Here is a 19,881-nt window from a genome sequence, read left to right as displayed (position 1 = left end):
AAGCGGCCTTTCCCGCCGACAGGCGCTCAGTCGGTAAGGTCGAGCGCGGGAAGCGAACGCGGTTTTTCGAGGCAATCGCTCAGCGTATAGCGATCGAGCTCCCTGAGGAATCCCTGCTGAGCCCGCCCCAGCATTCCCTTGAGCCGGCAGCGCGGCAAAAGCGCGCAGTCGCTGCCCTCCGCGCCAAAACATTCGACCAGAGCCTGATTATCAAGGGTGCGAACAATATCCCCGATACGGATGTCGCGCGGATCGCGCGCGAGTCGAACGCCTCCCTGCGCCCCGCGTATTCCGACAAGATATCCCGCCGCGGTCAGCTCTTGCAGCACCTTCGCCATGTGGTGGCGGGACAGGCGGAAATGATCCGCGATCTCCGCCGCGGAAAGCGTCTCTCCTTCCCGGTCGGCGAGAAGGATCAAGGCTCTCAGGCCGAAGTCCGTGAAATTCGTCAGGCGCATAAAAGAGAGCCTATCACGGTAATTCAAACTCTGAAATAGGAGGTCGAAATCCTAAAACGCCTTGCGGTTCCCGCCGCGAGCGGCGAGCCGATTGCGCCGGCTCATCGATAAATCAGCGAGCCAAGCAAGGCGAAGGCGAGCAGCAGGCATAAGAGCCGCCAGAATAATAACGGGTTCCGCTCATAGAGCGATTTCTTCCGGATCGTCAGCGGCTCCGCTCTCGCCGCGCCATTTTCGATCTCGAACGCAAATTCCAAAACGTCCTTGTAGCGATCCCGCGCATCGACGGCGACGGCCTTCAAAATCGCCGCATCGAGCCAGGCCGGCAGATCCGGCCGTCTCGCCGCGAGCGCCTGAGGCTTCCCGAGGCGCGGCCTGCTGAAGGGCTCCGCCTCGCCATATGGATAAGCCCCGGCAAACATCCGATAGACTGTGACGCCAAGCGCATAGAGGTCGGAGGCCTCGTCTCCGGCGGCGCCTTGAAACAGCTCCGGCGCCATGTAGCTTGGCGTGCCCGGTATGTCCTTGGCCGGTAAATCCTCGAGATGGGGCGCGCGACAGACGCCGAGATCGACCAGCCGTAGACCGCCGTCTCGAAGGAGTATGACGTTGTCCGGCTTCACGTCGCGATGGATGACGCCGCAGCGATGCAGCGTCGCGACGGCCCGCGCCAGGCGCGTCGCGATCGCCGCGCCTTCGGCAAGTCCGATCCTGGGCGCGCGACGCAGCCGCAGCTCGAGCGTCTCGCCGTCGTAAAGCGGCATGGCGGAATAGAGGCGGGTCTGGCGCTCGGGCGGGATCTCGATAATCTCCCCGATAAACGGACTTCGGACCCGCGCCGCCACCCACGCCTCGCTGACGAAGGCAAGCCGATAGGTCTCCTCCTCCGCGACGCTGGGACGCGGGAATTTCAAAACCAGCGTCCTGCCGTTTCGCAGGTCGGTTGCGCGCGTCACCCGGCTATAACGGCCTTCCGAAACGACGCCGTCCATTCGAAAATCATCGACAACTTCTCCGATCTCGGGCAGTTCGCCGATTTTCAGCGCGGCGGCCGCCCGGGAAAGCGCGCCTTCGTCCGCCGGCGGCAAGTCGACCACATCCAGCACCAACGCCGTGACATTGTCGCTGCTGCCGGCGTCGAGCGCCGTCTGCACGATCGTTTCGGATGTTTCCTGAGGCGAGCGCCGCTCTATGAGCAGGTCCTGCAAACGCGTTCGGCTCAGCACGCCATGGACGCCGTCCGAGCAGAGCAAAAATCGGTCATGCAGAGTCAGGCCATGGGATGCGTGCTCGAAGAGGATCGCATCCTCGAATCCGACCGCGCGGCGCAGCACATGAGCGAGGTCGCCATGACCGACGACATGGTCTTTTGTAAGTTGCTCCACGCCGCCGTCGCCGAGGCGATAGATGCGAGTGTCCCCGACATGCAATATGAAAGCGGAGCGCCGGCTCAAAATGAGCGCGCTGAGTGTCGTCGCCATGCCTTCGAGCAGAGGGTCGACGCGGCCCTGCGCGTTGATCCAGCCATTGATCGCTTCGAGCGATCTCGCGGCCGCGCGAATGACTCCAAGCGTCTCCGGCTGCGCATAATAGCCTTCGATGAAAGCGCGCACGGCGGTTTCCGCCGCCGCGCGCCCGCCTTTATGTCCTCCCACACCATCGGCGACAGCGGCGACGACTCCCTGCAGGGCATTGGAGGCGCGCGGCGCGTAGCCGACGGCGACGTAATCCTGGTTGTCGGGACGCCTGCCCTTTTCGGTCGCAAAGCCCACTTCGACTCTAAGATCGTGATCGGGGCGCCTCGGCATATGCGCTCTCGCCAGTTTCAGATTTGCGCGCCCGAAACCGCGCCCCAGGTCGTGCGCCAACGAGTCTTGACAAACAATAGGCCCAAGAGGCCGAGCAAAGCGAGAAAGCCGAAGAACATGAAGCCCGCGGCGAAGCCGCCCGTCGCGCCCTTCGAAAAAGCGAGCGCCTTGGCGAGGAAAAAGCCCCCGAGACCGCCAGCGGCGCCGACGAGGCCCGTCATCGCGCCGATCTCGCGCCGGAATCGTTGCGGCAATAGCTGAAACACGGCTCCGTTGCCCATTCCCAGACACAGAACGCCAAGCGAGAAAAGCCCGACCGCCGCGAAGGCGATCGGCGGCAGTTGCGTCAGGCTCCAGCCCGCCGCGCTCGCGGCCGACGGTCCCTCCGGCAGGAACGCAACCGCAAAATAGCAGGCGGCGACGGCGACGAAGAGGAATGAAAGCGTTTTAATGCCGCCGATGCGGTCGGCGATGTAGCCGCCAACGGGCCGAAAGCCCGAACCGAAACCCACGATCAGCGCGACGACGAGTCCCGCCGCGACGCCGGTGGCGTGGTAATGCGCGGTGAAATAAAGCGGCAAGGCCGAGGCAAGGCCGACGAAGCCCCCGAAGGTTATGAAGTAGAAGAACATGAACCAAAGGCTGTCGACGTCGCGGAGCATCCGGCCGTAATCGGAAAGGCCGATCGCCGATTTTGCGCTGGGCGCGTCCTTGGCGGCGAAAACATATATCAGGAGAACAAGCGCCATGAGGACGAGCAACACGGCGTAGACGGCGCGCCACCCGAAGGTCTCGGCGATCCAGGGCGCGAGAAGCGTGTCCAGCACCACGCCCATATTGCCCGCGCCGGCAATGCCCATGACGACGCCCTGATATTGTGGCGGGTACCAGCGGCCGACCTGCGGCAGCGCCACCGCGAATGAAGCGCCGGCCACTCCGAGCGTCGCGCCGAACAGCATGATCGCCAGCGGGCTGCCCAATCCGAAAACGCAGACGAGCGCGACGGCCAATATCACGATCAACTGCGCCACGACGCCGACGATTTTCGAGCCGACCGCGTCCGCGACGAGACCAAGCGGCACACGAAAAAAGGCGCCGCCGAGAACGGGGATGGCGACGAGGCTGAGCTTGTCCTCCACGGCGAGCTGCATGCCCTGCTGATGTAAATCATCAGCGGCCCCAGGGAGACCCAGGCCATGAAGCTGATGTCGAAATAAAGAAAGGCCGCCAGCAGCGTCGGCCAATGGCCAGCCTTTCGAAATTCCCGGAGATTCATCTACGCTCCTGTTGCGTCACAAAGGAAATGGATCGGCCCCGTTCGAGAGTTGCGCGAAGAAAGCCTTGGCCTCCCCGACGCCGCGCGCGAAACGCAAAAAGCCGCCACGTGGAGATCCGAGATGGATCTCCACGACAGCGGCTTTGCTGAATAGGCCCTTCGTCGGGGGAGCGCCGGCCAAAATGCGCTTGGTTACACGGTAGCAAATGAGGGGCCAGACGCCGCAAATTATGTGGCGCGCCATTTATAAGCAAACATGGCCCGGCCCCAAGGAACGCGCCGAAGCACTGATCACGAAATGGGCGGCGTCGCGCCTAATTCATATGCGGTACGACGCGGATTTAGCCAGGCTGACGCCCGTTGCAGAAAATAAAGCCAGCGCTGCTCAGCCGAACCCTTCCTTGGAGAGTCATGGCGTCGCCATGTCCAATTTTCGAGCCCACGGCTCCTTGGCGAGACTTTCACACAAATAATCGAGCAGGGCGGCCACGCGAGCCGGCCTGTGAGCGCCTGGCGGCGTCACGAGGTTGAGAGCGATCTCGGCGATTTGCCAATCAGGCAAAACCTCGATCAGCCTCCCCGCAGCGACATCCTCCCAAATCATGAATTCCGGCTGAAGCGCCATGCCGACCCCTTTGAGCAAGGCGGGTCCCAGAGCGTCGGAATTATTGACCTTCAGCCGCCCTCTCACGGAAACGGCGTATTCGCCAAGAGATCCGTGACGGAACCTCCAGAGTTCCGGCGAAGGGAGATTCGCATATAACAGGCACACATGCTGTTCGAGATCGCGGGGATGCTCCGGCCGGCCATATTTGGCGAGATAGGCCGGAGAAGCGACGAGCGGCCGGCGCACCCGATACAGGCGACGGGCGCGGAATGACGAATCCGTGAGCGCCGCTATTCGTATGGCGAAATCGAATCCGCCCCCGACCAAATCGACAATTTGATCGTTCAGGCTGATTTCGACATCCACTTCCGGATAACGGTCGAGAAACGCCGGCAGCAGCGGCCCGAGATATCGAAGCCCAAAGGACATCGGCGCCGCGACGCGCACAAGTCCTCTTGGCGCGATCGCCTGGGATAGCGCCTCGGCTTCCGCCGCCTCGCCCTCCGCGAGAAGGCGCATCGCTCGCTCTCGCGCCATCCGCCCGCTTTGCGTCAACGACAATTGCCGCGAGGTGCGATGCAGCAATGTCACGCCCAAGCGCTGTTCCAGCCGGCTGATCGCCTTTGAAACCGTGGGCTGAGTCATGCCGAGCGCCGCCGCCGCCTTCGCGAAGGAGCCGGTTTCGATCACCTTGGCGAAGATCGCCCATGCTTCAAGGTCGGGAAGGCGCTGCATATGGTTTTCGGAATGGAAGGAATTCCATCATTCCCGTTTTAGGCAGGCTGAGAGGGTGCTTAACTTCGCTTCAATGTCAAGGCTCTCGAGCGGAGGCGCTCAATGATCGAAGTGAGAAGATTCGAAGCGCTCGGCGGCGCTGGTTATGGCTGGCTTCAAACCAAGCACCATTTCTCCTTCGGCGGATATCATGATCCCGACCGGATGGGATGGGGCGCGCTTCGCGTCTGGAACGATGACACGATCTCGCCAAAGGAAGGTTTTTCTCTCCATCCTCACCGCGACATGGAGATCATCACCTATGTCCGGGCGGGAGCCATCACGCATGAGGACAGCTTGGGCAATCGCGGACGCACCGAAGCCGGAGACGTTCAGGTCATGTCGGCCGGCTCCGGCATTCGACACAGCGAATATAATCTGGAGAGCGGCGTGACCGAAATCTTCCAGATATGGATCACGCCATCCGTGCTCGGCGGCGCGCCGAGATGGGACACGAGACCTTTTCCGAAAGGCAAGCGCGCCGGCCGGTTCGTCGCTCTCGCCTCTGGCTTTCCCAGCGACGGGGACGCGCTGCCCTTGCGTGCGCCCGCCCGCGTTCTCGGCGCCACATTGAGGGCGGGCGAAAGGTGCGAGCGGCGCCTTGGCGCCGAAAGGCGCGCTTATCTCGTGCCCGCGGCCGGTTCCGTCGAAATCGAAGGCCAAACCGTCAACGCTCGCGACGGCGCCGCCATTCGCGACATGGAGACGCTTTCAATCAAGGCGCTGGAGGATACGGAGCTCGTTCTCGTCGAGGTCGAATAAAATCTTCGCCGAACCATGCCTTTTCCAAGCCGCACCAACCCGAGGGAAACCGCCATGCCCAACGACAATCCGAAAGAAGCCGCCATAGCTCACGCCGACACCATGATCACGCCGGAAAACTGCGCGCTGGCCCTCATCGACTTTCAACCGGCGATGTTTCAGGGCGTGCAGAGTCACGATCGCAAGACGATCATCGACAACGTCCAGATGCTGGCGCGCATCGCGAAGCTGTTCAGCGTGCCGACGGTTATCACAACCGTCGCCAAAGACAGCTTCTCCGGCCCGTTCATGCCCGAGGTCGCCGAGCGCGTCTTTCCGGACATTGAGGTGATCGACCGGACCTCGATCAATTCCTGGCTGAACGCGGATTTTCGCAAGGCGATCGCCGCCGCCGGCCGGCGCAAGATCGTGATCGCGGGGCTCTGGACCAGCGCCTGCGTCAACTTTCCCACGCTCGACATGTTGAGCGAGGGCTATTCCATATATGTCGTCGCCGATGCCTGCGGCGACACCAGCGTCGAGGCGCATGAACGCGCCATGCAGCGCATGATCCAAGCCGGCGCCATTCCCGTGACCGCGCTTCAGTTCGTCTTCGAGCTTCAGCAGGATTGGGCGCGGGCGGCCACATATGAGGGCATCATGGAATGCCTCAAGGATTTGACGCCCTACGGCATCCAGGTGCGCTTCTCCAAATGGGCCCTCGGCGAACACGCCTCGGAGGCGGGGCCTGCCGCCTGATTTCCTGGTTGAGGATTTTCCAGCGACGAAAGAGGCCGGGATGAAAATCTACCTTCTTTCCTTCGGAGCGGGCCTGCTCGTCGGCGTCATTTATTACCTCATCCAGGTACGCTCTCCGGCGCCGCCAGTGGCGGCTTTGATCGGCCTCCTCGGCATGCTGGTCGGAGAGCAGATCATCCCGGTTAGCCGACAGGCGCTTGCAGGCGCGGCGTTCGGCGCGGCCTGCAAGCAATCACACGCCGTCAACCATATTTTCGGCCAGTTGCCGGGACGCCCCGCCGCGAAACGAGCCGCCGAGGAGCAATGCCCATGACAGCGCCAGATCTCATCCTTCATAGCGGGCTGATTACGACGCTCGATCGCGCCAATCCGACCGCCAGCGCCGTCGCAATCAAGGATGGCGAATTCGTTGCGGTGGGTCATGAGAGGGACGTGGCCGCGCTTGCCGGCCCGCAAACCAAGGTCATCAACCTGAAAGGCCGTCGCGTCCTCCCCGGCCTCATCGACAATCATCTGCACATCATTCGAGGCGGCCTGAACTTCAACATGGAATTGCGCTGGGACGGCGTGAGGAGCCTTGCCGACGCGATGAACATGCTGAAGCGGCAGGTCGCAGTCACGCCGCCGCCGCAATGGGTGCGCGTCGTGGGCGGCTTCACCGAACATCAGTTCGTGGAGAAACGTCTGCCGACGATCGACGAGCTGAACGCCATCGCGCCGGATACGCCGGTGTTCATCCTTCACCTGTACGACCGCGCCTTTCTCAACGCCGCCGCCTTGCGCGTCGTGGGCTACACAAAGGACACGCCTGAGCCGCCCGGCGGCGAGATCACGCGCGACGCGAATGGCGATCCGACCGGCTTGCTGCTCGCAAAGCCCAACGCCGCGATCCTCTACGCGACGCTCGCCAAGGGACCGAAGCTGCCCTTCGATTATCAGGTGAATTCCACGCGCCATTTCATGCGCGAACTAAACAGGCTCGGCGTCACCGGCGCGATCGACGCCGGCGGCGGCTTTCAGAATTATCCCGAGGATTACGCCGTCATCCAGAAGCTCGCCGACGAAAATCTGCTCACCATCCGTCTCGCCTATAATCTGTTCACGCAGAAGCCGAAGGGCGAGAAGGAGGATTTCCTCAACTGGACGAAGACGTCCAAATACAGGCAGGGCGACGATTACTTCCGCCATAACGGCGCCGGCGAGATGCTGGTCTTCTCCGCCGCGGATTTCGAGGATTTCCGTCAGCCCCGGCCCGACATGCCGCCGGAGATGGAGGGCGAGCTCGAGGCGGTCGTGCGCATCCTCGCCGAGAACCGCTGGCCGTGGCGGCTGCACGCGACCTATGACGAGACGATCTCGCGCGCGCTCGACGTTTTCGAGCGCGTGAATCAGGACATTCCGCTCGAAGGCCTGAACTGGTTCTTCGATCACGCCGAGACGATCTCCGATCAATCCATCGACCGTATCGCCGCGCTTGGCGGCGGCGTCGCGGTTCAGCACCGCATGGCCTATCAGGGCGAATATTTCGTCGAGCGCTATGGCCCCGGCGCCGCCGAGGCGACGCCGCCGATCGCGCGGATGCTGGAGAAGGGCGTGCGCGTCTCGGCGGGCAGCGACGCGACGCGGGTGGCGTCCTATAATCCATGGGTGTCGCTCGCCTGGCTCGTCACCGGCAGGACGGTGGGCGGCCTTCGCCTCTATCCGCAGCGCAATTGTCTCGATCGCGAGACGGCGCTGCGCATGTGGACCGAGAACGTGACCTGGTTCTCGAATGAGGAAGGCAGGAAAGGCCGCATCGCCGTCGGGCAGCTCGCCGACCTGATCACGCCCGACCGCGATTTCTTCTCCTGTGCGGATGAGGAGATCGCCGATACGACCTCCGACCTCACCATTGTCGGCGGCAGGATCGTCTATGGCGCGGGAGAATTCGCCTCGCTCGATGAAAGCGCGCCGCCGCCCGCCATGCCGGACTGGTCCCCGGTGCGGACGTTCGGCGGATATGCGGCCTGGGGCGAAAAGCCGAAAAGCGAAGGGGCCCGTCTGTATAACCGTCTCGCCGCCGCCTGCGGCTGCAAAAACGCCTGCGCCGTTCATGGACATCGCCATGCGACGGCGTGGTCCGGCAAGCCGCCGATCGCCGATCTGAAATCATTCTGGGGCGCTCTCGGCTGCGCCTGCTGGGCCGTGTGACCGGCAAGCGAAGCAATAATCCTTTAACGGCGTGGCCTCGGCGCCGCAGGCGGCGCCGATTGAAGCTGCGTTTTTCCGGGTCGTGGGGAAATTGGCGATGCAGGTCAGATCATTTGCTCTCGTCGGATTGCTGGGCGCGGCGCTGTCCGCCGGCGGGCCGGCCGCGGCGCGCCCCGTCGCGCGGCCCGCTACAGCGGCAGCCGTGGCCGTGGCCCCCCAATATGACACGACCCATGTCTATGTCGCGCCCGAAGACGTCGACCGCTTCGCCGCGAGCTTCCTTGCGACCTTCGGCGGGGCGAGCACCAGGCAGGTCGTCGCCACGGTGACGCCGACGCCCAGCAGCACCACCTCCCAGCTCCTGCAGACGCCCGTCGGCACGGTCTCGTTGTTCGGCTTCAAGACGCCCATCCCCTATCCTTTCGGGGCCGAGCGAACGGGCTATCTCGTCACCGATCTGGACGCCGCCATAAAGGAGGCGCGCAAGGCCGGAGCGGACGTCCTCGTTGCGCCTTTCCCCGATCCGATCGGGCGCGACGCCGTCATCCAATGGCCGGGCGGCGTCAATATGCAGCTCTACTGGCACACGGCCAAGCCTTCCTATGCGCCGTTCGAGACCGTGCCGGAAAACAGGGTCTATCTTTCTCCCGACCGCGTCGACGCCTTCGTCAAAAGCTTCCTGCGCTTCTCCCGCGGCAAGATCGTCTCCGACGATCGGAAGGCTGCGGGAGCCTTGATCGGCCGGCCGAACGACCACATCCGCCGCATTTATGTCGACTCCGCTTTCGGCAAGATGGTCGTCTTTGTATCCGACGGACATCTGCCTTACCCTTTCGGCCGGGAGCTGACAGGATATGAGGTGAAAGATCTGGCGGCGACGCTGGACAAGGCGAAGCTGGCGGGCGCGGCCTTGCTTATTCCGCCGGTCGTCCTGGATGACCGCCAATTCGCGATCGTCCAGTTCCCGGGCGGATACATTGCCGAGATTCATGCGATGCCCGTCAAATAGATCGAACGGAGCGAAAGCGATGGCGTGGCGTCGAGGGGCGCTGTCGGCGGTTTCGGTTCTGCTCGCCGTCGCGGGCGGGGCGCAAGCCGACGACGCCGCGAAAGTTACGCCGAAGCGGCCCTCCATCATGTCCAATCGCTGGCAGGAGAACTGGTCGACGCTCGCCGATCCGAAGCTGCGAACGGGCCCCTTCGACGACCTCAAATATATTCCTTTGTCGCCGACGGACTCGAATATTTATCTATCCTTCGGCTTCACGCTGCGGGAACGTTTCGAAGTCTCCGACGCGCCCGCTTTCGGCATTGGCGGGAACAATCCCAGCGATAGCTATCTGCTGCAGCGGCTCCAGCTTCACGCCGATCTGCATTTGAACAAGGATTGGCGCGTTTTCACGCAGATCGAGGATGTGCGCGCCTTCGACAAGAAGGTGCTCGGTCCGGCGGATCAAAACCCGCTCGATCTGCGGCTGGCCTTCGTGGAATATGTCCACACGTTCAAAGCGGGCACGTTGAAGGCTCGCGCCGGCCGCCAGGAATTCGCCTTCGACCTGCAGCGCTTCGTCTCGAACCGGGACGGTCCCAATGTCAGGCAGGCCTTCGACGCGGCGTGGGTCGATTGGGAGTCCGAGCCCTGGCGGCTTATCGCCTTCGTCAGCCGGCCGGTTCAATATTTCCGCGAAAGACCGTTCGACGACAGGTCGGGAAACAATCTCCAATTCCATACGCTGCGCGCCGAAAGACATGTCTTCGGCCAAAACGAATTGTCCGCCTACTACTCGCTCCTCGTCAATGCGAATGCGAACTATCTGGACGCCACGGGATATGAGCATCGTCACATATTCGACATGCGCTTCGCGGGCGATCGGAACGATTTCGACTGGGATCTCGAGACGATGCTGCAATCGGGAAGCGTCGGAAGCAAGAGCGTCCGCGCCTGGGCGTTTGGAGGGCGGCTCGGCTACACTTTCTCCGATGCGCCGCTGCGGCCGCGGTTTGGCGTCCAGGCGGACGCGGCGTCCGGCGATCGCCATCGCCGCGACGGCCAGGTCGGAACCTTCAATCCGCTTTTCCCGAACGGCTACTACTTCACGCTTGCCGGCTTCACCGGATACGCCAATCTCATTTATCTCAAGCCGTCGCTCACTTTGAAGCTGACCGACAAAATCACCTTGCTCACGGCGAGCGGGTTCCAGTGGCGGGCGACCACCGCCGACGCCGTCTACACATTTCCGAGCGCCGCCGTCGCCGGCACGGCCGGGCTCTCCGGGCGCTGGACCGGCGCCTATGGGCAAATCCGGTTGGACTGGGCGATTACGGCCAATCTCTCCACAGCGGTTGAAGCCGTTCATTTCAAAACCGGCGAAGTCCTTCGCCGCGCCGGCGGACATGACAGCGACTATCTCGGCGCTGAACTCAAGCTGGCGTGGTGAGCCGTTCCGTCGCGGACTCGACTGAGCCGGCTCCGTTTGATTCATTCGCCGCGCTCCTTGCGACGAGTGAAGCGGCGACGCAATCCAGTCGCGGGTGGCCCTGGATTGCTTCGCCTCCGGCTCGCAAGGACGCGCGCGCATTGTCGCGAAGCGATCACGCGGAAGCCATATGACGCGTCGGAGTCGCGGCAGCGGCGGCGATGAAATGCCTGACTTTGGGTTCGCCCTGAGAGCCATATTGACGGACCGCTTCCTGAAGGACCCGGTCGGCGTTGGTGACGCGCTGATGCTGCCGCAAGTGCTCGAGCCAGGAAGCGACGAGAAATGTCTCCAAAAACAAACCTTCCTCGGCGACGTCCTCGAAGACGTCCCAGGCATAGGCGCCGTCCCGCCGCCGTCCTTGGCCGAGTTCCTGAATCGCTTCCAGAAAGGCCTCGCGATTTTGCGGGTCGATACGATATTCCACCGTGACCAGGATTGGCCCTCGATCGGCTTCCGCGTCGATGGTCATGACGGGAACGGGCCAATGCATCGACGGCGTCAGGTCGAGCTCCGCGCCGGTTTGCAGCTTCCACCGCCAGCTCAAGGGAATTCCGATTAGGACGCCCGCCGCCGCGACGAAGTGGGCCGCCGGGAGATTGAACATTCCGGCAAGCTGGCCCCAGACCGCGCTGCCCGCGGTCATGGCTCCGAAAAAGACGGTCACGAACATGGCGAGTCCGCGACCGCGCACCCAGTCCGGCAGGGAGACCTGGGCCGAAACATTGAGCGTCGCGATGACGACGATCCATGACAAGCCCGCGAGGGCGCAGGCGGCGAGGCCGAGAAACGGTTCCTGCGCAAGGCCAAGCATGACCAGCGTCGCCGCCGTGCCGCAAGCGCCGAGCGCGACGAGCCAGTCGGGACCGAAGACCCTCTTCAACCGGGAAAGCGCGAATGCGCCCGTGATCGCCCCGGCGCCGATCGCGCCCATGAGCATGCCATAAAGCGCCGGACCGCTCGCAATCTGGTTGCGGGCGACGAGCGGCAGGAGCGCCCAATAAGCGCTTGCGAAAAAGAAAAAGAAGACGGCTCTTGCGAGCGTGGCGCGCAAATGCGGATTGTAGCGCGCATGGCGGAATCCGATCGTGAGGGCGCTCACAAGCCGCTCCGCGGGAAGCGCATGATCGATCCGCGACGGCGGGCGCCACCACAGCAAGGCGCCGATGACGGCGAAATTGCTCAGCGCGTTGATCCAGAACGGCGCCGCGATCCCGAAGGCGCCGATGATGAGGCCGCCCAATGCGGGTCCAATGGCCCGGCTGATATTGACGCCGACGCCATTGGCCGCGACCGCCGAAGGCAGATCGTTCCGCGGAACGAGCTGGGGGACGATCGATTGCCAGGCCGGCGCCATCAGCGCCGCGCCGACGCCAAGCAGGAAGGTGAACAACAATAGAAGCTGCGGATTGATGAGGTCGAGCCACACAAGCGCCGCGCTCGCTCCCGCGACGATCGTCAGGAAAATTTCCGCGGCGATCAGGAACCGGCGCTTGTCGAGAATATCGGCCAACGCGCCGGCCGGAAGAGCGAAAAGAAACATCGGCAGGCTGGACGCGACCTGTATCAGGGAAACGGTGAGCGGGCTGGCGTCCAAGCTCGTCATAAGCCAGCCAGACGCCGCATTATACATCCAGGAGCCAATGTTCGACACAACCGTCGCCGTCCAGATCGCGGCGAATGTCAAATGGCGGAACGCGCTCCAGAACGATTGAGCCCGCATCCGGCTCTGCTGCTCATCCGATACGAGATTGGCCATCTGGCGCGCTCCGATAGACGCTTTGTCCTTTAGAGCGGAATCGCGAAGAAGTTGAGTCTATGCGGCCTGTCGAATTCGCCGCGCGCTGCGAATGCAGCAGTTCTCTTTCAGAGTCGCGTATGCTCGCCTCGCGATTTTTCAGGCCAACAACTTGTCGATCGTGATCGGCAGTTCGCGGATGCGCTTCCCCGTCGCGTGAAAGATCGCGTTCGCAATCGCGGCGGCCGTCCCGACCACTCCGATTTCCCCAACGCCCTTCACGCCGAGGGGACTGACCTCCGGGTCCGGCTCGTCGACGAAAATCGTCTCAATATCGAAAATATCGGCATGCGTCGGGACATGATAGCCGGCGAAATCGTGATTCATGAACCGTCCAATGCGGTCATCAAGAACGCTTTCTTCGTGCAGCGCCATGCCCAATCCCATGACGACCCCGCCGACGATCTGACTTCTCGCCGTCTTCGGATTGATGATGCGTCCAGCCGCCACCGCGCAAACGATGCGCGTGACTCGAACGAGGCCGAGCTCCTCGTCAACTTTGACCTCGGCGAACACGGCGCTATGCGTGTTCCGCGCCTTCTCGCCTGTATGTTCGTCATGGGCGTCCGTCTCCCCGCGCGCTTCGATAGAGCCCGATCCAGACGCCGCGAGGATGCTGCGGATCGACAGGGCGCGGGACGGATTCCGCTTGACGCGGATCGAACCCTCGACGAATTCGATATCGTCGAATGTCGCCTCTCCGAGCGGCTTGCCGTCCATCCTCTCGGCGGCGAGCAGGAGCTTCCCGCCAAGCGACCGGCATGCGAAGTGGACCGCCGCGCCGACAGATGCGGCGGTGAAGGAGCCGCCCTCCAGCGGCGCCTGGGGCAAGCGCGAGTCGCCGAGCCTGACGGTGACCGCCTCGATCGGAAGACCAAGCGCATCGGCCGCGATCTGCGCTAAAATCGTATAAGTGCCGGTTCCAATGTCGGAGGTGGCGGAAGCCACCTCCAAACGCCCATCGACGTCGAGCTTTGCGCTTGCGGAAGCCTTTACCATCAGAGCTTCCCAGATCCCGGTCGCGACGCCCCAGCCGACCAGCTCCTTGCCATCCCGCATCGAGCGGGGTTGATGATTGCGTCTCGCCCAGCCGAATTGCGCCGCGCCCTCCTTATAGGCGGCCATCAGCGCCTTGCTCGTATACGGCGCGCCGGTCATCGCGTTCTTGTCCGAATAGTTGATCATGCGCAATTCGAGAGGATCGATGCTTGCGACATAGGCCAATTCGTCCATGGCGATCTCGAAAAGATTCATGCCCGTCGCGGCGCCGGGCGCCCGCATATCGCCGGGCGTCGCCGTGTCCATCGGCGCGATGGCGGCGTCGAGCTCGACATTCTCGCAGGCATATGCGATTGCGCCCCAATTGACGATGTTTTCCATATAGTTCTCAAAGCGAGACGTGGCGTTGGCCGCACGCATGAGAATTGCGGCGAGCCTGCCGTCGGCCTGCGCGGCGAGCGATATGTTCTGTTCGCATTGAGGCCGGTGAACGAAAGTAAACATTTGCTGGCGCGTCATCGTCACGCGCACGGTGCGCTTGAGCATCATAACGGCGAGCGCGGCAAGGACGACCTGATATTGCGGTCTGAGGCCAGCGCCGAACGCGCCGCCCACGAACGGGTTCAGAACGCGCACTTTCTCTGCGGGAATTTCGAACACGCTCGCAATATAGCTCTGGACGTTCTGCGGTCCCTGGGTCTTGTCGTGGATAACGATCCCGCCATCGCCCTCCCAGACGACCGTGGACGCGAATGGCTCCATGGGATTGTGGTGCTCGGTCGCAAGGCGGTAATCGCCCTGGACCTTATATGGCGCGCCGGCGAAAGCGGCTCGCGCATCGCCGCGGCTGCTCGGTTCGACAACGATCTCGCGTTTCGCATCGGGGACGAAACGCTCGGCCAAGGCCCTGCGGAAGTCGGTGTTGTGCGGTTCTGTTTCGTATTCCATCTTCACCAGGGTCGCGGCGAAACGCGCGGCCTCGAACGACTCCGCCACAACCAGCGCTACCGGTTGTCCGCTGAACATGATCCTGTCGTCATAAAGCGGGCGGAAGGGCGAACCGGGCGAGTCCGCTCCGTCGCCATAGGCGTCGTTCCCGGCGGACATGCTCGGCCGATTTTCGTGCGTGACGATCTCGACGACGCCGCCGACGCCTCGCGCGGCGGAGGAATCGATTGACAGAATGCGTCCTTTCGCAACGCCGCTCGATACGATAACGCCATGGAGAAGGCCGTCGAAAACATGGTCGCCGGCATAGCGGGCCTGACCGGAGACCTTGAGCTTGCCGTCGATTCGGCTGACCGGCGCTCCGATTTGCGACATGGCGTTCTTCCTCACGCAATTCGTTTATCGGTCTGCGATTGATGGATCCCGTTCGCGGCCTGCTTCAAACTTCGGACAATAGCGAGTTTGGCTAAGCGGATCTTGAAGTCGTTGCCGCCCTGTCCCCGGGCGTCCCGCAGGATCGTATTCGCCGCGGCGACGAAAGCCGCTTCGGTCGGCGCCGCGCCCAGGAGAGATTTTTCGGCGTCGCGATCTCGCCAAGGCTTGTGGGCGACGCCTCCAAGCGCGACCCGGGCGTCTGTGATCGCGTCGTTCTCAATCCGCAACGCGGCGGCTACGGACACGAGAGCGAAAGCGTAGGATAGCCGATCCCTCAGCTTGAGATAGCTGTAGTGCCGGGTGAAGCACTCCGCCGGAAGCTCGACAGCGGTGATCAACTCGCCGGCCGCGATATGCGTGTCGCGTTCGGGATTTTCACCCGGCAATCGGTGGAAATCGCTAATTGCGACGATGCGGTCGCCATTTGGGCCGGTCAAGCGCACGCGCGCGTTCAGAGCGGCCAGCGCGACGCACATGTCGGAAGGATGCGTTGCGATGCATTTGTCGCTCGCGCCGAGGATCGCATGAATTCGGTTAACGCCGCCGATCGCGCCGCAGCCGCTTCCGGGCTCGCGCTTGTTGCAGGAAGTCGCTCCATCGTAGAAATAATAGCAACGCGTCCGTTGCATGAGATTCCCGCCAATGGTCGCGGCGTTACGAAGCTGTTGGCTGGCTCCCGCGAGCAGAGCGCTTGAAAGCAAAGGATAGCTTTCGCAAATGCGCGCATCTTTCGCCGCGTCGGAATTGCGAAGGAGAGCCCCGATGCGCATCCCGCCGTCATCGAGCTCCTCTATGAGATCGAGCGGCAGACGAGTAATATCCACAAGCCTCGCAGGCGTCTCGGCGCCGACCTTCATGAGATCGACGAGATTGGTCCCGCCGGCGATATATTTGGCGCCGACGGCCGATCCCTCTCGGACCGCTTCGGCGACGTCTCGGGGCCTCACGAAGCTGAAGGGATTCATGGAAGCCCCCTGCTCTCGATAACCTCCATCATCGCGTCCACAATATTGGTGTAGGCGCCGCAGCGGCAGAGATTGCCGCTCATGAATTCGCGAATCTCCTCGCGCGTCCTGGCGCGGCCTTCATTCAAGAGGCCGACGGCTGAGCAAATCTGTCCTGAGGTGCAATAGCCGCACTGAAAGGCGTCATGGTCGATAAAGGCCTGCTGCAACCGGTGCAGTTCTCCGGCGACGCCGAGGCCTTCGATGGTGAGAACTCTCCGGCTCTCGCACATGAGCGCGAGGGTCAGGCACGAATTGATCGGCCGCCCGTCGAGCAGCACCGTGCATGCCCCGCACTGGCCATGGTCGCAACCCTTCTTCGTCCCCGTGAGACCAAGCCTGTTTCGCAACAGATCGAGCAACGTCGTCCACGGCTGGATGCTTATTTCGTAGGGATCGCCATTGATCGCAAGGCGAAGCGCGACAGTGGCGTATTCCTGCTCCGAAGCGTTCATGGACTTGGGCCTTGCTTGGACGCGGGAGGAAAAGCGGCGGTCTTGTTGACGCGGAGGCGCCGTGTCGTCGCACTAACTAATTCGGTCAGCCCGCCGCGCAATGAAAGCCTGGAAGATTGATGATCGCGCGCGGGAGATTTGCCCGGCCTGGATCGGGAGCCGCCCCATAGCGCGGCGGCCGGGCGCGGCTTCAAATTGCTTCCGCTCGGCCCCGCCGGCCAGAACGGAAGAAACGAAATGAAACGCCCCTGCTCGCGCCGCAATTCAATCTGGATATTCGCAATCGTCGCTTTGTTCGCTTTATCGTCGCCTTCGCCGTCCATGTCGGGCGAGGGCCGGCGACCGATAAAGCTCGCCGTCTTCGATCTCGAGCTGGACGACTTCAGCGCCGGCGGCCCGCTCGCCGGAGAGAGCGCGGACGAAACCGCGCGTCTTCAGCGCATGACGAAGCTGACCCGCGATCTGCTTTCACAATCCGGACTCTTCGAAATCGTCGATGTGAGCCGGTCGAGTAGCGTCATGGCCGCCGAACGCTGGCTCCGCAAATGCAATGGCTGCGACGCGGATGCGGCGCGCGAGCTCGGCGCGGACATGTCCTTCGTCGGGTTTTTCCGGAAGATCAGCGTGATGGAGCAATATCTCGAATTGCGAATCCGCGACGCGCGAACGGGACAGCTTCTCCATGTCTCGCAAACGGATCTTCGCGGCGAAACGGATGAATCTTGGAGCCGGGCGCTGAAATTCCTGGTCAAATACGAGCTCGTCGAACCGGAGCTGCGCCGCCGTAAGGGTCAGGCGCGCGATCCATGAAATCGATCGCGTTCCGGCGATCGGGCGATTCCGCCCGATCGCCGCTCGACGAGGCTAGAACCTTCCGGACTGCGTATAGGTGACGCCGCCGGCGACATAGGTCGCGGTCCAGGAGTCGCTCGCAACGTCGTGCTGCACGCCGTTGCCGTTCATCTGCGCCGCAAAGGTTCCGGAGCCGGGATTGATGGTCTGGCCTGGCGCGAGCTTGAAGGAATAGACGAAGCTCGCCCCGGATACATAGCTCTGAACGATATGGCCGCCGAACGTGTTGTAGGCGCCGTTATAGGTCACGTTGACGGCCGGCGCGGCGATCGTCACGGTGAGCGCCGTGATTTGCGCGGCGGCGGAGAGGACGAGATCGTCTTCATAATACCACGGGCCGCTGGCGTTGCGCCGGCCGGTGAAAGTCGCCGGCCCGGTTCCGCCGCCCCCGCCGCCGCCAGGCGGCGCGCTTGCATTGACCGTGAGAGCGAGGGCCGTCGACGCGCTCAGAGCGCCGCTCGTCCCGGTGATGGTGAAGGCGCTCGCTCCGACGGATGCGGCGGCGCCGGCGGCGAGCGTCACCGTCGTCAATGACGGCGAAGACGGCGGGTTGAACGTCGCCGTCACGCCCGCGGGCAGGCCGGTCGCGGAGAAGGCCACATTGCCGCTGAATCCCCCCGACGGCGTCACGGAAATCGTCGCCGCGCCCGCGGCGCCCTGAGTCACCGAAAGGCTCGTCGGGCTGGCGGACAGATTGAAGCTCGCGGAGGGCGGGGTCGACGTTCCCGCAAGCGCCACCACGGTCATTGAATAGGGCGGCGCGGCGATCGAAAAATTGGTTCCCTGGCCGCTGACATTGTTCGAGGCGATGGCGTTGCTCGAAGGCGTGTAGGAATGGACAGTCGCCGTTCCGGCGGGCGTGAATCCCGAGAGCGACACATTGACGTTCATGGCGTTGTTGCGGTCCTTGTTGATCAGGAGGACCGCAAGGCCGCCATTCGCCTGCCGCGCCGCATGAGTCGTCAACAGGCTGTTGCTCGACGAGGTGGCGACCAGCGTGTCGCCCGCTTTCCCGAGAAGCGACGCCATCTGCATGCCGTAATAGGCCGGGAAGGGCGTGTTGGCGGCTGGCTCGCCCGACAGCCCGTTCGACAGGACGCCGTAGTCGCCGTAGTTGTACGAGCCGAAAAGGCTGGACGACGCATTCCCCCAGACGGCGCCGTTATGCAGGCCCCAGACGTCGACGCTGGTCGCGCCATTCTCCACCCATGAGAGCATGTTGTCGGCGATGAACATCGCATTGACGATGCTGAGCGTCTGCTTGCCGGGATTGTAGGACACCGAATTCGTCTCGGTGACCATGATCTCGATCTTCGACGCGTTCGCGCCGCCATATTGGTTGATCAGCGCCTTCAGCCGCGACGCCATGAAGGCGATTCCGGACGACGCATTCTGCGGCGAAGCGAGCAGGCCGGCGTCGGATTCGGTCCACGGCTCCTGCGGATACCAATGCACGACCACGAAATCGATCACGGAGCCGCATTGCGCCAGCACATTGGCGTTCCAGTCCGGCGCGACGCCGTCCGGCCATTGGCCCGGCGCGGTCAACACCGCGCCGATCTTGATCGTCGGATCGACGGCCTTCATCGCGCTCGCGAATTGCGCGACGTTCCTGCCATAGGTCGCGGGATCCTTCTGCGCGTGCAGATCCGTCTCCCAAGCAGCGCCATATTGGCCGTTGCCATAGACCTCGTTGCCGATCTCCCAATATTTGACGCCGTAGCCCTTGGCGACATTGGCGTAGCGCACCCAGGACGCGGCCAAATTGGGGTCGCCGCCGCCATTTCCGCTTGCATTGGAGCCGTAATTCACCGTGACGATGGGCGCCGCGCCAATCGATCTCGCGAGGCTCATGAAGGCGTCGAAATTATTGTTCGGATTCGCATAGCTGCCCTGGCCGGGAACGATGGAATTGGTTTGCCAGTTGTAGACGTCCGAGGTCGATCCGCCCGGATAGCGCAGCGCCGCGACGCCCGCGCGCGACAGCAGGCCCGGTATGGCGGCGTCGAGCAGATTGGCGTCCCACACGGCCGTGTTCAGCCCCCAGGCGGGCGCCCGAATCGTCGCCAGACTCGCGCCGGCGTTCACGCCGACGGAGACCGCCGTCTGAGCCCTGGCCACAGAAGCCGAACCGATCATCGCAATAAAGACCATAAAGGCGGCGCTCGTCGCGCGGAGCCCGTCAAACATCAACAACCCCCTAAAATTCGTCGCTTCTCTATAACGCGTCTCGCACAAGGCGGCTTAAAATTGCATGGCTTCGAAACGCCGAATTATTCGCGATCCGGAACGGCAAATGC

16 protein-coding genes are annotated in these 19,881 nt (G+C 63.0%); 7 read left to right on the top strand and 9 right to left on the bottom strand.

Annotated features, from left to right (window positions below; all coding sequences use genetic code 11):
- Positions 1 to 26: 26 nt before the first annotated feature.
- The 4 genes from ACV7JP_RS12285 to ACV7JP_RS12270 all read right to left on the bottom strand — a co-directional run bounded on the left by ACV7JP_RS12285 (position 27) and on the right by ACV7JP_RS12270 (position 4,884).
- Entirely contained in the window at positions 27 to 458 is a 432-nt protein-coding gene (locus tag ACV7JP_RS12285) for an Rrf2 family transcriptional regulator (protein ID WP_457795963.1), read from the bottom strand.
- A 101-nt stretch (positions 459 to 559) separates the two neighbouring features.
- Positions 560 to 2,266, bottom strand: coding sequence for a bifunctional protein-serine/threonine kinase/phosphatase (locus ACV7JP_RS12280; protein ID WP_457795962.1), 1,707 nt, complete (start codon positions 2,264 to 2,266; stop codon positions 560 to 562).
- A gap of 17 nt (positions 2,267 to 2,283) precedes the next feature.
- Positions 2,284 to 3,417: an MFS transporter gene (locus tag ACV7JP_RS12275; RefSeq protein WP_457795961.1), complete on the bottom strand. Its 1,134-nt coding sequence runs from the start codon at positions 3,415 to 3,417 to the stop codon at positions 2,284 to 2,286.
- A gap of 534 nt (positions 3,418 to 3,951) precedes the next feature.
- On the bottom strand, positions 3,952 to 4,884 hold the full coding sequence (locus ACV7JP_RS12270) for a LysR family transcriptional regulator (RefSeq protein ID WP_457795960.1): 933 nt from the start codon (positions 4,882 to 4,884) through the stop codon (positions 3,952 to 3,954).
- A 102-nt stretch (positions 4,885 to 4,986) separates the two neighbouring features.
- Here ACV7JP_RS12270 and ACV7JP_RS12265 point away from each other — a divergent pair, with 102 nt between their 5' ends.
- From ACV7JP_RS12265 to ACV7JP_RS12240, 6 genes are all read left to right on the top strand, one after another.
- Entirely contained in the window at positions 4,987 to 5,685 is a 699-nt protein-coding gene (locus tag ACV7JP_RS12265) for a pirin family protein (protein ID WP_457795959.1), read from the top strand.
- A gap of 54 nt (positions 5,686 to 5,739) precedes the next feature.
- Positions 5,740 to 6,423 (top strand): hydrolase, encoded by a 684-nt coding sequence (locus ACV7JP_RS12260; protein ID WP_457795958.1) that lies wholly within the window; start codon positions 5,740 to 5,742, stop codon positions 6,421 to 6,423.
- Positions 6,424 to 6,463: 40 nt separating this feature from the next.
- A complete protein-coding gene (locus ACV7JP_RS12255) occupies positions 6,464 to 6,736 on the top strand; it encodes a XapX domain-containing protein (protein ID WP_457795957.1) in 273 nt (90 codons plus the stop codon).
- The gene (locus ACV7JP_RS12250) at positions 6,733 to 8,613 is read left to right on the top strand and encodes an amidohydrolase (RefSeq protein WP_457795956.1); all 1,881 of its coding nucleotides are present in this window, start codon (positions 6,733 to 6,735) and stop codon (positions 8,611 to 8,613) included. The genes ACV7JP_RS12255 and ACV7JP_RS12250 overlap by 4 nt, the downstream gene beginning before the upstream one ends.
- A gap of 97 nt (positions 8,614 to 8,710) precedes the next feature.
- Entirely contained in the window at positions 8,711 to 9,622 is a 912-nt protein-coding gene (locus ACV7JP_RS12245; protein ID WP_457795955.1) for a glyoxalase, read from the top strand.
- 19 nt (positions 9,623 to 9,641) lie between these two features.
- Positions 9,642 to 11,051 (top strand): alginate export family protein, encoded by a 1,410-nt coding sequence (locus ACV7JP_RS12240; protein ID WP_457795954.1) that lies wholly within the window; start codon positions 9,642 to 9,644, stop codon positions 11,049 to 11,051.
- A 154-nt stretch (positions 11,052 to 11,205) separates the two neighbouring features.
- On the opposite strand, the gene ACV7JP_RS12235 is transcribed toward ACV7JP_RS12240, so the two are convergent.
- The 4 genes from ACV7JP_RS12235 to ACV7JP_RS12220 all read right to left on the bottom strand — a co-directional run bounded on the left by ACV7JP_RS12235 (position 11,206) and on the right by ACV7JP_RS12220 (position 16,729).
- Entirely contained in the window at positions 11,206 to 12,849 is a 1,644-nt protein-coding gene (locus tag ACV7JP_RS12235) for an MFS transporter (RefSeq protein WP_457795953.1), read from the bottom strand.
- A 138-nt stretch (positions 12,850 to 12,987) separates the two neighbouring features.
- Entirely contained in the window at positions 12,988 to 15,210 is a 2,223-nt protein-coding gene (locus ACV7JP_RS12230; protein ID WP_457795952.1) for a xanthine dehydrogenase family protein molybdopterin-binding subunit, read from the bottom strand.
- An 11-nt stretch (positions 15,211 to 15,221) separates the two neighbouring features.
- Entirely contained in the window at positions 15,222 to 16,235 is a 1,014-nt protein-coding gene (locus tag ACV7JP_RS12225) for an FAD binding domain-containing protein (protein WP_457795951.1), read from the bottom strand.
- Positions 16,232 to 16,729, bottom strand: coding sequence for a (2Fe-2S)-binding protein (locus ACV7JP_RS12220; RefSeq protein ID WP_457795950.1), 498 nt, complete (start codon positions 16,727 to 16,729; stop codon positions 16,232 to 16,234). Before ACV7JP_RS12220 ends, ACV7JP_RS12225 begins: the two co-directional genes overlap by 4 nt.
- 237 nt (positions 16,730 to 16,966) lie before the next feature.
- On the opposite strand from ACV7JP_RS12220, the gene ACV7JP_RS12215 reads away from it, so the two are divergent.
- Positions 16,967 to 17,539 carry a DUF3280 domain-containing protein gene (locus tag ACV7JP_RS12215; RefSeq protein WP_457795949.1) on the top strand — a complete coding sequence of 191 codons (573 nt, stop codon included), beginning with the start codon at positions 16,967 to 16,969 and terminating at the stop codon, positions 17,537 to 17,539.
- A gap of 54 nt (positions 17,540 to 17,593) precedes the next feature.
- Here the strand turns inward: ACV7JP_RS12215 and ACV7JP_RS12210 are convergent, their stop codons facing one another.
- Complete coding sequence (locus tag ACV7JP_RS12210; protein ID WP_457795948.1) at positions 17,594 to 19,771, bottom strand: hypothetical protein; 2,178 nt, start codon at positions 19,769 to 19,771, stop codon at positions 17,594 to 17,596.
- Positions 19,772 to 19,881 lie beyond the last annotated feature (110 nt).

It is taken from the genome of Methylocystis sp. S23 (assembly GCF_054106005.1).
The sequence above is the reverse complement of the archived record's forward strand: the minus strand, read 5'-3'. Positions and strand labels throughout refer to the sequence as shown.